Genomic DNA, 15,484 nt, shown 5'->3' with positions numbered 1-15,484 from the left:
CACGACCGGGAGGTGAATGCGGCAAGGAATATCCTGACGCATGGTTTGGCCGTCCTAAACGGCCTTATGACGAGTTGCGCCAAATGTGAAGCCGGTGGAGAAAAAAGCTCTGGCCGCCGTCGCATGACGATGGGAAAAACTGTCCTCTGTGAAGCAGGAAGTTAGCTTTGTTCCTCTGTGAGCAGAAGCGAGTAAGTCTGAGGGAACGGTTATTTTACTGCTTATTTATACAGCTTGCATCGTTGGCCTCACCACAATTTCATTTATGTCAACATGAGGAGGTTGGCAAAGAGCATAAAGTATGGCCGAAGCAACTTCCTCCGCTTTTAGTGGAGAGATTGTAGCTAATTCAGCGATAATGGAACGTTTAATCTCTTCATCTTCGATGGAATCAAAAAGCTCGGTTTGAACATAGCCAGTTTCGACAAGGGTGATTTTGATTTGATCAAATGGAGATAGTTCCATTCTTATTCCTTCAGCAAGAGTTCTTATAGCTGACGAACAAGCTGAATATATCGCTGAACCAGGGATGATTTTTTTAGAAGCAATAGAGGAGACAAAAACCAAATGGCCATATTTTTGCTCTAGAAAGGTCGGTAATATGGCTGATACCACATGAACAGCCCCTTTAAAATTTATATCAATCATATTCAACCATTCGGCTACTCTCATTTTTCTTAACAAGGAAAGGGGCATGATTCCTGCACTATTGACAAATATGTCGACACCACCAAACTTCTTTTTTGCCCCCAAAACTAAGCTGTCCACATCGCTCAGTTCCCTGACATTGGTTCGTATTGCTAAAGCTGATGCTCCCATCGCTTCGATTTTCTCTACGAGGCTGTTTAACCTTTCCATTCTGCGTGCTCCCACAACAAGATTAGCTCCTGCACTGGCCAGGGCAAGAGCTGTTGCATATCCAATACCACTCGAAGCTCCGGTGACGATTGCTGTTTTTCTACTTAGTGTTTTAGAAGCCATGAATGCCGACTTTTTTGATCAGTAATTTATCAACAACAACACCTTAATTCGACAAAAATTTTCCCTCAAGTTATGAAAAAAGAAAGCAACATTCTTCTACAAATCTCCTTGCTATCTATGATGACTTTGGAATCAATTGCTTTTTGTATAAAAAGCGTATAAAATGGGCAAAAATGTAGGAAAATTTTTTGAGATTCTTTTGTTAGGATTCTTTGGTGTCTGTTTGGTCTCTTGTGGGAAAAAAGAACTGATTTGTCAGGTTACTGAAAGGGATAAGCAGTTGTTTGCTGAAAGATTGGAGCAAAGGCCATTTGTTAAGATTACTGTACTTACGATGGTCCCAAGTCGGGTTTATCCCTGTGGAGTGGCAGTCCAATGGAGAACGTCGGTGAACGTTCTAACTAAAACACCAGAAGGTAGGTCTATTAGTGGTTTCTGTGGCCATTTTGACATGAGCCAAGACTTTCCAAGGAATTCTTTCGGCGAAATTGATGTTTTGTCTCACATTTCTCCTTTATGGACCGATATGATACATGAACTCCAAACGTATTGGCTGATAAGTCAGCCAGTTCGACAGTACCCCTCCCAAGGACAGGCAATGCCCCAGTAAATTACTCCTTAATTGCTATAAAGCCAAGAAGGACATTTCAGAACCCCAAAAAATTGTTCCCCTTCTCCCATCCTTTTTCCAAAAACATCTTATGAAGATAGATCGACACGGCCTCTTTATCATTTTGAGAAGCTTGGACATATCTCGGTTTAGTTTTGACAGAAGCAATACTTATCTTTCTTTTTTTATATGGGCTTTTAGAAAAAAAATCCGCTGAGCCTCTTAAATGTTCAGGTTGCCGATTCTCGAACACTACCCTCGACAGCCGGTTTGTTCCTCAACAAGCTCTGATGAAGTTGACTTTGCAGGGGTGTCTTAACACCAACCTCTTCTGTTGAAAAAGTTAGACTCTTGGAGAGGACTTGATCACCAACGGATTTGTTGAGTAATGAGCCCCTTTGCATTGGTCTCTAAGGGAACGGCAGAGAGAGTTTGCAAAATTTATTTAAAAAAAAGGGGCTTTTAGTTTCATTTTTTTCTTGGTATCTATTTCAATAGGCAATTCATTAAAGTATTGATGGAAAAGAAAACAGATGAAACTACAGGGAAAAAAGAGCCTTTTTGGGGAATAGGCGAACTTGTTGTTCGACTGATAGAGTTTTTGGAAGCAGAAATAGACTATCTTCGGTACAGGGCTTGGTCCTTAATTTTTCTCCTTCTTTTAAGTCTAATCCTTCTTACCTTTTCCGTTCTTTCCCTTTTTATTGGTTTTCTTTATAGTATATGGGGACTTTATCTTCTTTTTAGTGCAGGGATTGGGAAGATAGGAGGTGCATTCCTCTGCGCATCGTTTATGGTTGTGCTTTCGGGATTTTTCCTATGGATGATAAAAAAAATAGCAAACAGAATGTTGAAGTAAGGCGGAATGAAGCTAGGATACGATTCCTGGATTCTTTACAAAAAGTAAGCGATAATCTTTCAAAAGAAAATACGCTTTTTATAAGCCTCCTCATTGGAATAGTGACTGGGATTGTGCTTTATCTTCTGCGATGGATGCTCTCCAAGGTTACCCGAATGGGTCTATTTTATTATATATTGCAACAAGTGTGGAAAATTGTATGGAAAAATATCCAGAAACAACCATTTAAGTCGGAAGTTTCTGAGGAAAAGGAAACAAAGAAAACGACTGAAACTGCCTCTATAAACAATCCTTTCTCAAAGTAATTTTTTTTAAATAAGCTCTCTAAACATCACATACACATCGACACATCCATAGAGAGGATGGCGGAAAGCTTTTGGAATTGTCCCTACAATTTTAAACCCCAGTTTTAACCATAGATTGATTGCTGGATAATTGGTACTGACAACATAATTAAATTGTATAGCTAGAAAGTTTTGTTTTCTTGCATTTTCTATTGCATGCTTCCCCATGGCTTCCCCAATGCCCTGTTTACGGTAAGGTTTGGCAACAAAAAAGGAAGCATTGGCAATGTGATTCCCAAGTCCAATAAAGTTTGGTTTAAGTAGATAACCGCCGACAATTGTACCGTTAAGGCAGGAACAATATCTCCAAGCTGGTGGAGGAACATTCCAAAAATTAAGGAAATCGGCATAGGAAAAAGGAAGAGAAAAAGGATAAGCAGTTTGTTCTTCAACAACGGATTTAAAAAGAAAATAGAGTTTTAAACAATCCTCATCTGTTGCTTTCCTGATGACAACTTCATCGGACATAGGGGAAAAAAATCTATAATTTTATACAATTACTATATCCTTTAAAAGGTTAAAGGGATAGAATAGGACTTTTGAAATTTGATCAATTGCTAATGAACATTTTTTTTGGGCTAATGGCAAAGAAATAAATAGAAGTTAACGATGGATCTTTTGAAACCTGCGGAGAAACAGAAGCTAGTAAAATCGCTGAGTGCCTTTGATCTTTTTTTGCTCGGAGTTGGAGCGATCATTGGATCAGGAATATTTGTATTGACAGGAGTTGCAGCAGCAAGGGAAGCAGGCCCAGCATTAAGCATTTCTTTTGTCTTTGCAGGCATTGTATGTCTTTTTACTGCATTCTCGTATGCTGAATTTTCTTCTGTCATTCATTCAGCTGGTAGCGCTTATACCTATGCCTACAAGATGATCGGACGGTTTGCTGGATGGATTACAGGGTGGTGTTTAATTTTGGCCTATCTTTTGACAGGTGCAGTCGTTTCTATTGGATGGTCGGCGTATATGGTGGATCTACTCCATGCCCTCGGAATCCTTTTCCCATCCAAATTTGCTCATGCTCCATCGGAAGGAGGGATAATGAATGTTCCAGCAATGGGAATTGTCTTTTTGATGTCCCTTTTACTTTCGAAGGGAGCAAAAGAAAGTGCTTGGTTTAATCATTTTATTGTAGGTTTAAAACTATTAGTTATTCTTTTGTTTATCTTTATTGCCTCTAGACATATTGATCCTGCTAATTGGACCCCTTTTATGCCTTTTGGATGGAAAGGAGTGATGGGAGGAGCTGCATTTATTTTTTTTGCTTATCTTGGGTTTGATGCGGTCTCAACGGCAGCAGAGGAAGCTAAAAACCCTGGGAAAGCCTTGCCAATAGGGATTATTGGTTCTCTTATATTTTGCACTTTCCTTTATATCCTCGTGGGTCTATTGCTTACTGGTATTGTTTCTTATAAGATGCTTGATGTAAAAGATCCAGTCGCTTTTGCTTTAATGCAGGTAGGAGAGCATCTGGCAGCATCTATTGTCAGCGTTGGAGCCTTAGGTGGTATCACTTCAGCTCTTCTTGTTAATATGTATGGCCAGAGCAGGATTTTTTTTGCCATGTCTCGTGATCGGTTTTTGCCTTCATTTCTAGAAAAACTTCATCCTAAGTTCAATACTCCTTACCGAATTATACTTGGTTCAGGTTTTATTATGGCTTTACTTTCTGGTTTTACGCCAATTCAGACTGTTGCCGAACTTACTAATGTTGGAGCTCTCACAGCATTTATAATGGTCTCGGTATCTGTTTTGGTAATGAGAAAGAAATACCCCGAGCTGGTAGCTCCTTTCAGAGCCCCTGGTATGCCATGGACTGGCATTCTTTCCATTGTCAGTTGCTTCTTTTTAATTGTTCATTTGAACAAGATTGTCCTTATGGCATTCGTAGGCTGGCTTTTTATTGGTTTTGTCATGTATCTATGTTACTGGGAAAATCCTCTAGATAAAAGAAAGAGAAATTTACGGTTATAAGGAATTTAAGGAATAAACAGAGGCAAAAAGAGAAAAGCAATTTTAAAAAGCTCCCTCTCTCCTTGGAGAGTTTAATCAAGCTTAGAATAGAAAATAATAGAATGTCATTTTAAGTTAGAATTTGAAAAATATAGCCTTGACTTGAAAAATAAAAAAATCGAAGATCCAAGCAAAGAAGTGAAAAAAATTGGCTCTCTTCTATCCCTTATCGCTTTGTTCGGTATTGTTGGTACCCATTGGATTATTATTCTTTTTTTTGTTTATGGGAAAATGATCTCTCAATATGCTTCCAGCTATGGGGTTGAGCATGGGGTGGCAATGACTTTTGATGGGAAACATCCTTGTTCTATTTGTAAAAAAGTCTCAAAAGAACAATTCAAGGAAGCAAAAAAAATGGCATGGTCTAAGTCTTTGAAAAAGGCTCCTCCCATGATTACTCCTTCTTTGTCTATTATTGTTGAAAGAAACAATTTGCTTCTACAAACTCTTTATCAAATCAAAGAAAATCCAATAATTCTTTCTTATTCACCTATTAATCCACCCCCTAAGCCTCTTTTAACAAAAGAAGAGTGCTAGAGAGAATGCATAAAAAATAGCGCTTCATTGTAGTGCATTCCATTGGTTGTAGCACAAAGAAGAGGGGTTCGGTCTTTTATAAAACCCATAGGCTCTTCTTCAATTGAATGGTAAAACCTAGTAGCTATCTAGTTCATCCATTAAACCTTGTGGTCAACTATCTAATAGAAAAGAAAAACGGGTGGTATGTATGATTAAAAAAGAATTTAAAGAATATGTAGAAGCACATTATGTAGACGTTTATCGGTTTGCCTTATCTCTATGCAGGCAGGTAGATAAAGCATGTGATCTTACTCAACAGGCTTTTGTTTTGCTTTATACCAACAAAAATAGAATTAAAGAGGATTCAAGAATCAAGCACTGGCTTTTTACAACTCTTTATAGACTGTTTCTTCGATCGAAAAAAAGGGAAGAACGCTACCAGTATATGGAGATGGAAGAGATGGAAAATTTTCTTGTGGTCGAACACAAAGGCGAAATAGCCCTAGATAGTCAATTTGTTAAGGAATGTCTTATGAAAATTGACGAACCTTATAGGGTTGCCCTTTGGTTGTATTACATGGATGAACTTTCGTATCTGGATATTGCGGCAATATTAAATGTTCCTCTTGGCACCGTTATGTCCAGAATATTCCGTGGGAAAAAACTGCTTAGAGATTTAATCCTTGAAAAGAAAAAAAGAAAAGTTCAAAATACCAAAAACGTTTCAGCTTAATAAGGAATTCCATTTGAAAAAGATTGGTTTTAAGGAAAGGAAAAAAGAGAAAATCCAAAGGATAGAAAGAAGTTGTGTGCCTGTTCATCCAAAGAAATTGTTTTTTCATCCTGAAAAGCAAGACCCCTTAGATCAAATTGTTAAGAAATTCATTGAAAAAATAACGCCACCCATTTCTCTCAAAAAAAATATTCTTAAGGCTATAAGTGATTTTGAAGATAATTGTTCTCAAAAGTAACAGGTATATACTATACAATTATTCAGTTATCCCTTTAGTAGAGAACATATTGTAAAAGGTTTGTTACAAATGTTAAATTTTTCCTAGGCTGTTGACTTCATTTGTTTCTTTTTTATAAAGTAGTGGAGTAGCTAAAGGGCCTGCCTTTGTAACAAAGTGGAAAATACCTGTAATTTATGCAGACTGTTGCCAGTATAGCATTTCGGCTTAAGAGAGAAGAAGTCGCTGGCTGCCTTAGCACTAGATAAGCATTGCGTGGCCTTTAAATCAGGCCAAAACTAAAAGCTTGTATTGGAGGAGAGGAGAATAAGAAAGTAGGGAAGCGAAAAGGTCCTCTTTAATGATTCTTAATAAGAATTAGGAAATAGATGAAGGAGCCATTATTTTGGAGCTATGAGCCAATCTCTTTCATAAGGCTTCAAGTAGACGATCCTTAGGGGGGAATAGGTTCTTGTAATTTTTCTACGTTGACCGAAGGAAAGAAGCTAGATTCCAGTGGTGGTCAGTCATTATGCTTAAAAGTTATCTTTTCATGTCAATGGGTTCGAAAGGTGGAACAGGTAAAACCACTGCAATGCTGCTCATTGCTGATTGGTTGATGCTCAAGGGAAAACGTGTGCAGGTGATTGAAGCAGATCTTGAAAATTCAGGGAAAGCAGGAGGCATTAGCCACTGGTTTAACGATTGCCTGAAGCTTGATATCCGAAGCCCCAGAGAATGTGATTGGGTGATGGAGACAGCTGCAGAAAATGAATATACTATTATCGACTTGCCAGCTAATAGTGGGACAGAAATCAAGCAGTGGTGGAAAGAAGTAATCACTCCTGAAGTTCTTGTTGAACTCAAAGTGGAGGTGATTGCAGTCGGTTCAATTACTCCTTATCCGAGTTCAACAGGAGGCATTTTTGATTGGTCGGCCGTGCTTAAAGATAGTTGTAAGTATTTAATTGCAAAAAACATGATGCATTCAAAAATTCAAAATTTTAGTGATTATTATGACTCTAAAGCGGGGCAGTTATTTAGAAAAAGCTTCTTTCCCTATGAAATTAAAATCTCTTCACTTTTGCAGGAAGCGATGCAGCAATTGGTAAAAACTGCTTTAAGGCCTTCTGCTGCTATAGAGGATAAATCAATCCCTCTTCTATTAAGACAAAGGATCAAAAACTGGTATCAATCGGTATTTGATCAATTGGAAGGCTTGAATATTTCCCAACATTTTTCCTGATTCAGTTTTTGAAAATCCATGAAAAACGAATACAGTTTCTCTTAAAGAAAAGAGGAGAGAGTCCAATGAAAGGTGCACAAGTTTTGGTTTTCCTCTTGTTGTTTTTATTTCCTTTCTCTCTAATTGCCCAAAGCACTCATTGTGATTGCCAGAAGCAAAAGATTCTAGTAATTGTCAATGGAAAAGCATTGAAGCCTACTGATCCTCAGGCTCAAGAGGTATTAAGGAAGCTTGAAGAGGAAATGGCGGCGTTTGACAATTGGCAGGATACTCTCTGGAGGGATTTTTCTAGACTCGAAACCTTTCTTTTGGATGAAGAAAGAGAAATGATGAAAATTCAGCACAGCTACTTGAGGATCTTGAAAAGACATTAGCTCCGCTTCGGGAAGTACAAAGAAATTATAAGAGATCTATGCCTTTACCTAGAGATAGAGAGTTGTCTTCCCCTAAAAATGGTGCCATCTTAGTTTCTATCAGCCATTGATCTTCTTAGGTGTTATAGTTTCAGACCATTTTTTTTCGTTTAAAATGGATGCACTTTTTCTTCTTCCATCCATTTATGATATTCAATGAGGGGGAGATCGCTGGGACGAAGATAAAGAGATAAGCTGGAAGAAATAGGAGGGAGTAGCCAAGGCCTTTGGCTTTCAATGACGCGTTTGTCTTCTTCCATGATCTGTAATTGAATTTTTTCGTAAAAAGGATCATGGGAAGAATCCTTATCGTAATTGCGAGCAATTTTCCAAAACATAAGGCTTTTATTATAGGCGATGGGAGATAGGAGTTGGATTAAAGCCCAAATTTCTCCTTTCCCGTTATCTTTGCGTAAATGAATCCAGTTAGGCCCAGCAGAAATAGTATAATGAACAGTGCTTAATTCCTCTTCTTTTGCACTCAAAGCTGAGCTGAATCCTGAAGATGGAGCTTTTTTTCTTTGAGAAACGCTGAAGGTAGAGAGAATATACCCCTTTTCCTTTATAACCTTGTGATCGGGAGACTCCGTTTGTGCTGGATGGCCAATAGTAGTAGGATGAACCCATGCAAAATGGGTATCATCAAGTTGGCCTAAAATAATGCGCTGTGGACTAGCTTTCCAAAGGCATTCTTTCCATTTACCGTTATCGAGTTGATAAAAGAAGCTATCTTCGAACTCAGGAAAATGGGGCAGCTCATATTTAGCCCTGGGCATAAGACAGACCCAGATCATTTCTAGAAATTCTTTGGCTGGATATCTATTGAGGCAAGCGGCTTTAGGAATTGGAGCCCCACCTCTAGAGGGAATATCTACACAGCGACCTTCCTCATTATACAACCAGCCATGATAGGGACATCTTAAGAATCGACTCTCTTCTATTCTTCCCAAGGAAAGTGCTGCCCCTAAATGACGGCATAAGTCATCGAAGACAGCAACTTTTCCATTTAGTCGAGCTAGCACAATACGTCTGCCTAGTAATTCTCTTCCCAAGGGATTTTCACCTAATAAAGCAGAAGGACAGACAGGATTCCAATAAGCGGCCATCGAAGAATAATAGGCTTCTATGGAAGGGGCATTATTGGAAGTATGCAAAGGTAGATCCATGGTCTTTATAGAAAAATTAATCTAACATTTGCTTCTCTTCCAATCGAAAGAAATCAATGGATAGGGGAGATTCAAAAATTTTTTAAACGAGGCTTTATTAAAAATTTTCTTCTAAACAATTTTCTTCTTTATTCCTTAGGAACTTTTTCTTTGCAAGTCGGTTTCAATAGTTTGATTTTCTTTGATAATGCACCATGGAACCGATTGACTTATGAAAATTTTTTTTGGCATAACCAAATATGTTCTCATTCTTCTGCTTTTTGTTTCTTTCTACTCGGCACAAGCTTCCACCGAATACCTCCCTATTGTTCCTCCAGAAATGAAAAAAGGCTCAGGAGGAAGAGTAATAAGGTTAAAGAAAGTAGATGTGTGGCTGAGTGGTAGTCCTGCTATGCGGTATTGGATTAAGGGTGTGCTGCAGGACGAAAGAACGACGGATGACTGGACAAAAGTGAAAAAGGAAAAATGGGAGGCTATAAAAAAAGCCGTAGATAAGGCTAGAGACAAACATGCTGATGGGGTCATTCGAGTTTATTCGAAGGTTTTGACGGAGAAAAGACGAGAAACCTATTATGATTCTATGGGAGGTGGGTTTGGTTATGGGATGTTTGGCTATCCATTCGGCTTTGGGGATCCATTTTGGGGACCCATGATGTACCCAGGCTTTGGCATGGGTTATGGAGGACCTGTAGCAAGTTCCTCACAGATTATCACCATTTATCATATTCGATCCAAATTTGATATTATCCATTATAATACTTATTGATCTTCTTTCATCGAGTTGCCGAAAAGCTTTTAAAGCAACCGAATAGGCTTTGTTATTTTCCAACTCAATGAATTTTTGATTCTTTCGATTTCTTTTTCTTTTTCCACTAGCTTTTGTGCCAATTTTTCTTCTATGAGTTCTTCATTGGGTTCATTGGACCAAAAATTTTCTTTTTGATCTGGAAAGGAGACCACTCCACCTAAAGCCTTCACTTCAGGAATCACTGTAGCTTCAATTCCAGCCACAACGGGTTCTCCAAGCTCGTTTTCATGCTCATTAGCTTTGGTGATGACGCAAAGAGAATTGACAAATTCGATCTTATGAATCTGACCGAGTGTCTCATTTTCAAGTCGAATGTCATAGAGCTTTTCAAAGCCTTTCAGTAACACGTTTCTTGTTATTTTGACATTCCAATGTTGATAATTGATAATATCGATAAGCTTTTTAAAAAAACCAATAGAAGCGTAAGGATAAAATAGACCTCCTTCAAATTCTTGCCAATAGCTACAGTGCAAGTCTTCAATTAAATAAAGTCCATTGGGTGCAAGCTGTGGAAAATACAGTGCAAAATTTTTAATGATATCAGAAGTTTTATGAGAACCATCATCAATGACGAAATGATAAGGGGAAGCTTGCTCGAGAATTCTATTTTTTGTCATTTCTTCGGTAGAATCACCAATGACAATCCGGATTCGGGGATCGGAAAAACGTAAGTTCTTGCAATCAGGGTTGATATCGCAGCCTACAATTCTGATCGCATTTTCAAAATATTTAGTCCAAATTTCAAGAGAACCCCCATTTTGTACTCCAATTTCCAGTATGTTAATTGGCAACTGCTTATAGTTAAAAAAAATGGTATCATAAAATTTAAGATAAGAACTCCACTTATGAGCTACTTTCTCATTATGTTCTAAGTAAAGTTGGAGAAGGGTCTTTTGCATGCCTTCTTAAAAAAAATTTAATTGCCTTAGGATACTTTAATTTTTATGAAGCTCCTCTCCGAAAATATACTAAATAATTCTTCCAAAGAAAAAAAGAAGAATTGTTTTATTTTGAGCTAACGACTACGACCTTAGTCCCTTCAACTTTTGCTTCATCGGGTGGATTTAAAACTATTCGGTCATTAGGCCCGACTCCTTTCAAAATTTCAGCTTTATATCCGTCGTTATTCCCAACTTCTACTTTTTTCAAATGACAAACATTGAATTCATCAACGATCGACACGTATGGTTGTCCATCCTTAATAAACAATGAGTTAACAGGAATAGTCCATGGAGCAACGCTTGGGACCTTGATAGAAACAATTACATATAGCCCTGGCAATAATTTCATATCCGGGTTTTCTACATCAACTTCGGCAAGAAGAGTTCGTGAAGCTGTTTCTAGGCCATAAGAAGTTCTTACAACTTTTCCTGAATAGATTTTCCCTGCTTGTTCAGGAACAATAACTTCTGCAGCCATTCCTACAGTTATAAAAAAAGAATATGTTTGTGGAACAGCAATATATATTCTTAAAACATCAATTTGAGCGATTCGATATAATTGTTTTTGTGCACCTTGCACCGCTTCGTTTTGCCCTGCAACCAGCGTTCCAATGTCAATATTCCTGGCAGTAATCACTCCATCGAATGGGGCTGTAACCTTTTCAAAACTCTGCCATTGTAAAAGTTTGTCAAGCTCAGCAAGGGCCGCTTCATATCCGGTTCTCTGTACATCATATTCCTGAGCAGATACAGCCCTAGTGCTTGCAAGATTTTTCCATCTTTCATAACTAATTCTTGCGATTTCAGCCTTGGCCCGCGCATGTTCAACTTCTCTATCTACTTCAGGAGCATCTATTTCACAAAGGAGTTGTCCAGTTTTTACTCTGTCTCCTATGTCCACATACCATTTTTTAATGTAACCGTTGACCCTTGCCCAAATAGGAGTTTCATAAAAGCCTTGGGTAGTACCTGGTAATGTCAAAGAAATAAAAGGTTCTGTTTTTTCTGGTTGGATGACTTGCACATAGATGAGCTCAGATTCATGTAAAGCGGATTGGATTTCAAACCAGTTTAAGATTCTTTGAACGAGGGAAATGATAAGGAATAAAAAAAACAACCCTCCTAAAATAAAGAGAGGTTTTTTCTTTGTTTTGAGAACCTTAACACTTTTTTCTTTGAAAAAGGAGGCAGCCGAAAAGAAAAAATTACTTTTCTTCTTATTTTCAATTGGAACAGTCTCATTATCGTTGGTTCTTAGATTTTTCCCCCCCTTAATGATATTCATGGAACTAATTTTTTATTGTTGTTTGCCGAATCGTTGTGAACATGGAAGGAACGAAGAAAAGACTGCCAACTGTTCCTAAAAGCAGTCCACCAATAACGGCTTTACCTAAAGGTGCATATTGTTCACCACCTTCAGTCAAACCCAGAGACATTGGTAGCATGCCAATAATCATCGCTGAAGCGGTCATCAAAATGGGCCTAAATCGAATGGCTCCAGCTTCAATTGAAGCTTCCAATGGACTTAATCCTTCTTTAACCCTTTGGTTTGCAAAGGTGATTAAAAGAATGCTGTTAGATGTTGTAACACCTATAGCCATTAGAATGCCCATAAGCGAAGGTACATTAAAAGTTGTCCGAGTAATAAAAAGCATCCATAAAACTCCACAAGCTCCAATAGGGAATCCTGTCAGGATAATGAAGGGTTCGCGCCATGATTGGAAGTTGATCACCATCAAAAGGTAAACCAATAGGATGGCAAAAACTATCCCAAATCCTAATTGTTGGAAAGCGCTATTCATGCTTGTAACCTGTCCGGTAACGGTAATCCGATAGAGAGGAGGTAACTTTTTTCTTAACGGTTCAAGCTTTTTTTCAATGGCCGCAGTCACTGATCCTAAATCTCTGTCTTGAACATTGCATAGGATATCAAAAACGGGTTTCATTGTGGAATGGCTTATCATTGCAGGTTCTTTTGTGTGTGAGAGGCTAGCAACGTTTGCTAAGAGCTCTGGATTCAAAACATTGCCAAGAAGGCTTTGCGTTGATTCAACAGGAGGTGAACTACCCACTAAAAACGGCGTTGTAATGGAGGTTAGGGGAATGTTTAACAAGTCATTGACGGAGTTGAATTTTAATTGCGGACTAAAGGCAAGGAGAGGATAATTTATTGTTGTTTTGGGATCCGGCCAGTAAGTAGGTTTGACCATGTAGCTGCTAGACAATTGGTTTAGCACATTATTTGCAATATGGATTTGGAATAGCCCCATTTCTACAGCTCTTACTTTATCTACTTCAAGATGAAGAGTTGGATAGTCGAACCGTTGATGGATGTGGGCATCAACAATGCCTGGAATTTTTCTTATTATAGAAAGAGAGTCTAAGGCAAATTGGGAAGTAATCTTTTCATCGGTGCCAATCACCTGAATGTCGATAGGAGCAGGAGTCCCAAAATTGAGAACTTGATTCACCATATCCGCTGGCTGGAAAAAGAAAACACAATCAGGAAATTCCTTTCTTAGGGTTTTTCTGAGTTTTTTTATATAGGATAATGTAGGCTTGTGTTTTTCTTTTAGATTAATCATAATTTCACCATCGAAAGCACCCTGATTCATTGAGTCAGACATGGCAAGAGTCGCCATGAAATAAATAGGCAATCCTATATTGTCGACCATGGTTTCTAATTCGGTGGGTGGAATAATTTTTTTTATAGTTGCTTCTATCTTCGAAAAGTATTCTTCAGTTTTTTCAAGCCGAGTTCCTGTTGGAGTGTAAACGTGGAGGCGCATGATTCCAGCATCTACCGTTGGGAAGAAATCTCGACCTATAAAAGGAAAAGTCAGTAAACTTGCAGTAATGAAAAAAGAAAGCCCAATGTAAAATTTCTTTCTGTTGGTCAAGACGGTCCTAAGGAGGCTTGTATAGGTGTCTCGGATTCTTTCAAAGTTTTTATAAAAAGAATCTTGTATTTTATAAAAAAAATAAAAAAACCGATCGATCCTACTTTCTTCGTGAGGTTTGGTTTCCAGCAAAAAAATCATAGTTGTCACCAAAGATCGTGAAAGCACGTAGGAAAAAAGAAGGGCGAAGACAACTGATAAGGCCATGGGAATGAAAAGGAAGCGAGGAGGACCTTGCAAAAAGATTACTGAGGTAAATACAATAGAGATAGATAAGGTGGCTACTAATGCAGGAAATGCTATCTGTTGGGAGCCATCCATAATCGATTGTATAGGAGGTTTTCCTAATTCCATGTTTCTGTGAATATTTTCAACAGCAACTGTCGCATCATCTACAAGGATGCCCACGGCTAATGCCAAGCCTCCAAGCGTCATTAGATTCAATGTATGGCCAAATAACTTCAGTAAAAAAAGAGAGGTCAAAATACAGAGTGGGATTGAAGTCAGCACAATAAAAGTACTTCGCGGACTGCGGAGGAAAAGTAATATCATTAATCCAGTAAGCAAAGCGGCTGAGATTGCTTCAAAGACCAATCCTTTAATTGCAGCACGCACGAAGATGGATTGGTCGAATAGTTCCTGAATTTTCTTATCAGGATTTGCTTTGCGGATTTCTGGGAGAAGGGATTTTATTTGATCAACAATTTGAATGGTTGAAGCCCCCATGGTTTTTAACGTAGTCATTAGGATCCCATGGACACCATTTAATCTGACAAGGTTTACTTGAGGGACCCCGCCATCATGCACTCTACCTACATCTCGGAAATAGATTACCCGATCATTGATATTTCTGCGAACATACGCAAAATTGGGATCATAAACACGTTTGATTGGAAAGTCATTAATCTCAAAAAGGTTTTTGGGGACGTTGTTTAAAGTGACAAAATAATCCCTATCCCCAATTTTTACATCCCCTGAAGGATAATTAAGAACTTGTCCGACCAAAGCATCTAAAGCATCTTGAGCGGAGACACCTCTAGCAATAAGCTGATTGGTATCTAAGTCCACTGTCATCCATCGGACAACCCCTCCCCATGGAGGAGGAAACATCGTTCCTCTTACAGACAAGAGATCCCTACGAAGTTGCCAAATAGTGTAATCATAAAGAGCTGGTTCGGAAAGAGAAGAGCTAGAAACAGCAATTTGAAGCACGGGAACCGATGAGGCATTGAACCGAAAAATAAGAGGGGGAGTCGTACCCGGAGGCATTCTTTTTATAATGGGCTGGAGGACCGCTGTAATTTCTGCTACCGCCATGGATATGTCGACATAGGGCTGAAAGTAGATTTTACTAACAGAAAATCCGAAATAAACATTGGAATCAATTCGTTTAACCCCATCAACAAAATTGGCAATCTGATAATCACTGAATGTGGTGATATAATTAGTCATGTCGGTAGGGACTAGTCCCAGATATTGCCAAGTGACTACAACAACAGGAATATTAATTTCAGGGAATATATCGGTAGGAGTCGTTTTTATTGTAAAAAAACCAAGAAAAAAAATAAGGATGACCAGGACCCCAATGGTATAAGGCTTCTTTAGGGATAGTTTTACAAGCCACATATAGTTTTAAGAAGAGTTCTTTCTTATTTTCTATAATAAAAAAGATTAAACAAAAAATATTATATTCATAGATTGAATTTTTTTTCTCTAGAAATATAGTTTCTTCTA

Annotated in this window: 16 protein-coding genes; 10 read left to right on the top strand and 6 right to left on the bottom strand. The window is 38.3% G+C overall.

Annotation, left to right across the window (positions count from 1 at the left end):
• Positions 1–225 precede the first annotated feature (225 nt).
• A complete protein-coding gene (locus A7Q09_RS02540) occupies positions 226–981 on the bottom strand; it encodes an SDR family oxidoreductase (RefSeq protein WP_134389741.1) in 756 nt (251 codons plus the stop codon).
• Positions 982–1,144: 163 nt separating this feature from the next.
• Here A7Q09_RS02540 and A7Q09_RS02535 point away from each other — a divergent pair, with 163 nt between their 5' ends.
• The 3 genes from A7Q09_RS02535 to A7Q09_RS02525 all read left to right on the top strand — a co-directional run bounded on the left by A7Q09_RS02535 (position 1,145) and on the right by A7Q09_RS02525 (position 2,755).
• Positions 1,145–1,591, top strand: a complete 447-nt coding sequence (locus A7Q09_RS02535; protein WP_134389740.1) for a hypothetical protein — start codon at positions 1,145–1,147, stop codon at positions 1,589–1,591.
• 517 nt (positions 1,592–2,108) lie between these two features.
• The gene (locus A7Q09_RS02530) at positions 2,109–2,450 is read left to right on the top strand and encodes a hypothetical protein (RefSeq protein ID WP_134389739.1); all 342 of its coding nucleotides are present in this window, start codon (positions 2,109–2,111) and stop codon (positions 2,448–2,450) included.
• Positions 2,411–2,755, top strand: coding sequence for a hypothetical protein (locus tag A7Q09_RS02525; protein WP_134389738.1), 345 nt, complete (start codon positions 2,411–2,413; stop codon positions 2,753–2,755). The genes A7Q09_RS02530 and A7Q09_RS02525 overlap by 40 nt, the downstream gene beginning before the upstream one ends.
• A 6-nt stretch (positions 2,756–2,761) precedes the next feature.
• On the opposite strand, the gene A7Q09_RS02520 is transcribed toward A7Q09_RS02525, so the two are convergent.
• Positions 2,762–3,262: a GNAT family N-acetyltransferase gene (locus tag A7Q09_RS02520; RefSeq protein WP_134389737.1), complete on the bottom strand. Its 501-nt coding sequence runs from the start codon at positions 3,260–3,262 to the stop codon at positions 2,762–2,764.
• Positions 3,263–3,403: 141 nt separating this feature from the next.
• Here A7Q09_RS02520 and A7Q09_RS02515 point away from each other — a divergent pair, with 141 nt between their 5' ends.
• From A7Q09_RS02515 to A7Q09_RS02490, 6 genes are all read left to right on the top strand, one after another.
• Positions 3,404–4,768 carry an amino acid permease gene (locus tag A7Q09_RS02515; RefSeq protein ID WP_134389736.1) on the top strand — a complete coding sequence of 455 codons (1,365 nt, stop codon included), beginning with the start codon at positions 3,404–3,406 and terminating at the stop codon, positions 4,766–4,768.
• Between the two features lie 141 nt (positions 4,769–4,909).
• Positions 4,910–5,344 (top strand): hypothetical protein, encoded by a 435-nt coding sequence (locus A7Q09_RS02510; protein WP_134389735.1) that lies wholly within the window; start codon positions 4,910–4,912, stop codon positions 5,342–5,344.
• 190 nt (positions 5,345–5,534) lie between these two features.
• Complete coding sequence (locus A7Q09_RS02505; RefSeq protein ID WP_134389734.1) at positions 5,535–6,059, top strand: RNA polymerase sigma factor; 525 nt, start codon at positions 5,535–5,537, stop codon at positions 6,057–6,059.
• 13 nt (positions 6,060–6,072) lie between these two features.
• On the top strand, positions 6,073–6,297 hold the full coding sequence (locus tag A7Q09_RS02500) for a hypothetical protein (RefSeq protein WP_134389733.1): 225 nt from the start codon (positions 6,073–6,075) through the stop codon (positions 6,295–6,297).
• Positions 6,298–6,808: 511 nt separating this feature from the next.
• Complete coding sequence (locus A7Q09_RS02495) at positions 6,809–7,522, top strand: conjugal transfer protein TraL (protein ID WP_134389732.1); 714 nt, start codon at positions 6,809–6,811, stop codon at positions 7,520–7,522.
• 65 nt (positions 7,523–7,587) lie between these two features.
• A complete protein-coding gene (locus A7Q09_RS02490; RefSeq protein ID WP_134389731.1) occupies positions 7,588–7,896 on the top strand; it encodes a hypothetical protein in 309 nt (102 codons plus the stop codon).
• Between the two features lie 149 nt (positions 7,897–8,045).
• Here the strand turns inward: A7Q09_RS02490 and A7Q09_RS02485 are convergent, their stop codons facing one another.
• Complete coding sequence (locus A7Q09_RS02485) at positions 8,046–9,101, bottom strand: aromatic ring-hydroxylating dioxygenase subunit alpha (protein ID WP_134389730.1); 1,056 nt, start codon at positions 9,099–9,101, stop codon at positions 8,046–8,048.
• Positions 9,102–9,312: 211 nt separating this feature from the next.
• Here A7Q09_RS02485 and A7Q09_RS02480 point away from each other — a divergent pair, with 211 nt between their 5' ends.
• Complete coding sequence (locus A7Q09_RS02480; protein ID WP_134389729.1) at positions 9,313–9,867, top strand: hypothetical protein; 555 nt, start codon at positions 9,313–9,315, stop codon at positions 9,865–9,867.
• A gap of 29 nt (positions 9,868–9,896) precedes the next feature.
• Here A7Q09_RS02480 and A7Q09_RS02475 read toward each other — a convergent pair whose 3' ends face one another.
• The 3 genes from A7Q09_RS02475 to A7Q09_RS02465 form a co-directional block, all read right to left on the bottom strand.
• Positions 9,897–10,808, bottom strand: coding sequence for a class I SAM-dependent methyltransferase (locus tag A7Q09_RS02475; RefSeq protein ID WP_134389728.1), 912 nt, complete (start codon positions 10,806–10,808; stop codon positions 9,897–9,899).
• 106 nt (positions 10,809–10,914) lie between these two features.
• A complete protein-coding gene (locus A7Q09_RS02470; RefSeq protein ID WP_134389727.1) occupies positions 10,915–12,135 on the bottom strand; it encodes an efflux RND transporter periplasmic adaptor subunit in 1,221 nt (406 codons plus the stop codon).
• A 4-nt stretch (positions 12,136–12,139) separates the two neighbouring features.
• On the bottom strand, positions 12,140–15,376 hold the full coding sequence (locus A7Q09_RS02465; protein ID WP_134389726.1) for an efflux RND transporter permease subunit: 3,237 nt from the start codon (positions 15,374–15,376) through the stop codon (positions 12,140–12,142).
• Between the last annotated feature and the right edge of the window lie 108 nt (positions 15,377–15,484).

Source organism: Methylacidiphilum sp. Yel (assembly GCF_004421185.1).
In the GTDB taxonomy this organism is placed as follows: domain Bacteria; phylum Verrucomicrobiota; class Verrucomicrobiia; order Methylacidiphilales; family Methylacidiphilaceae; genus Methylacidiphilum.
The sequence above is the reverse complement of the archived record's forward strand: the minus strand, read 5'-3'. Positions and strand labels throughout refer to the sequence as shown.

What these genes read in the sequence shown, in the direction of transcription:
- A7Q09_RS02490 (WP_134389731.1), top strand. Translation starts at nt 7,588, where the DNA reads ATGAAAGGTGCACAAGTTTTGGTTTTCCTCTTGTTGTTTTTATTTCCT.
- A7Q09_RS02505 (WP_134389734.1), top strand. Translation starts at nt 5,535, where the DNA reads ATGATTAAAAAAGAATTTAAAGAATATGTAGAAGCACATTATGTAGAC.
- A7Q09_RS02525 (WP_134389738.1), top strand. Translation starts at nt 2,411, where the DNA reads ATGGATGATAAAAAAAATAGCAAACAGAATGTTGAAGTAAGGCGGAAT.
- A7Q09_RS02495 (WP_134389732.1), top strand. Translation starts at nt 6,809, where the DNA reads ATGCTTAAAAGTTATCTTTTCATGTCAATGGGTTCGAAAGGTGGAACA.
- A7Q09_RS02470 (WP_134389727.1), bottom strand. Translation starts at nt 12,135, where the DNA reads ATGAATATCATTAAGGGGGGGAAAAATCTAAGAACCAACGATAATGAG.
- A7Q09_RS02520 (WP_134389737.1), bottom strand. Translation starts at nt 3,262, where the DNA reads ATGTCCGATGAAGTTGTCATCAGGAAAGCAACAGATGAGGATTGTTTA.
- A7Q09_RS02485 (WP_134389730.1), bottom strand. Translation starts at nt 9,101, where the DNA reads ATGGATCTACCTTTGCATACTTCCAATAATGCCCCTTCCATAGAAGCC.
- A7Q09_RS02480 (WP_134389729.1), top strand. Translation starts at nt 9,313, where the DNA reads ATGAAAATTTTTTTTGGCATAACCAAATATGTTCTCATTCTTCTGCTT.
- A7Q09_RS02465 (WP_134389726.1), bottom strand. Translation starts at nt 15,376, where the DNA reads ATGTGGCTTGTAAAACTATCCCTAAAGAAGCCTTATACCATTGGGGTC.
- A7Q09_RS02535 (WP_134389740.1), top strand. Translation starts at nt 1,145, where the DNA reads ATGGGCAAAAATGTAGGAAAATTTTTTGAGATTCTTTTGTTAGGATTC.
- A7Q09_RS02530 (WP_134389739.1), top strand. Translation starts at nt 2,109, where the DNA reads ATGGAAAAGAAAACAGATGAAACTACAGGGAAAAAAGAGCCTTTTTGG.
- A7Q09_RS02515 (WP_134389736.1), top strand. Translation starts at nt 3,404, where the DNA reads ATGGATCTTTTGAAACCTGCGGAGAAACAGAAGCTAGTAAAATCGCTG.
- A7Q09_RS02475 (WP_134389728.1), bottom strand. Translation starts at nt 10,808, where the DNA reads ATGCAAAAGACCCTTCTCCAACTTTACTTAGAACATAATGAGAAAGTA.
- A7Q09_RS02540 (WP_134389741.1), bottom strand. Translation starts at nt 981, where the DNA reads ATGGCTTCTAAAACACTAAGTAGAAAAACAGCAATCGTCACCGGAGCT.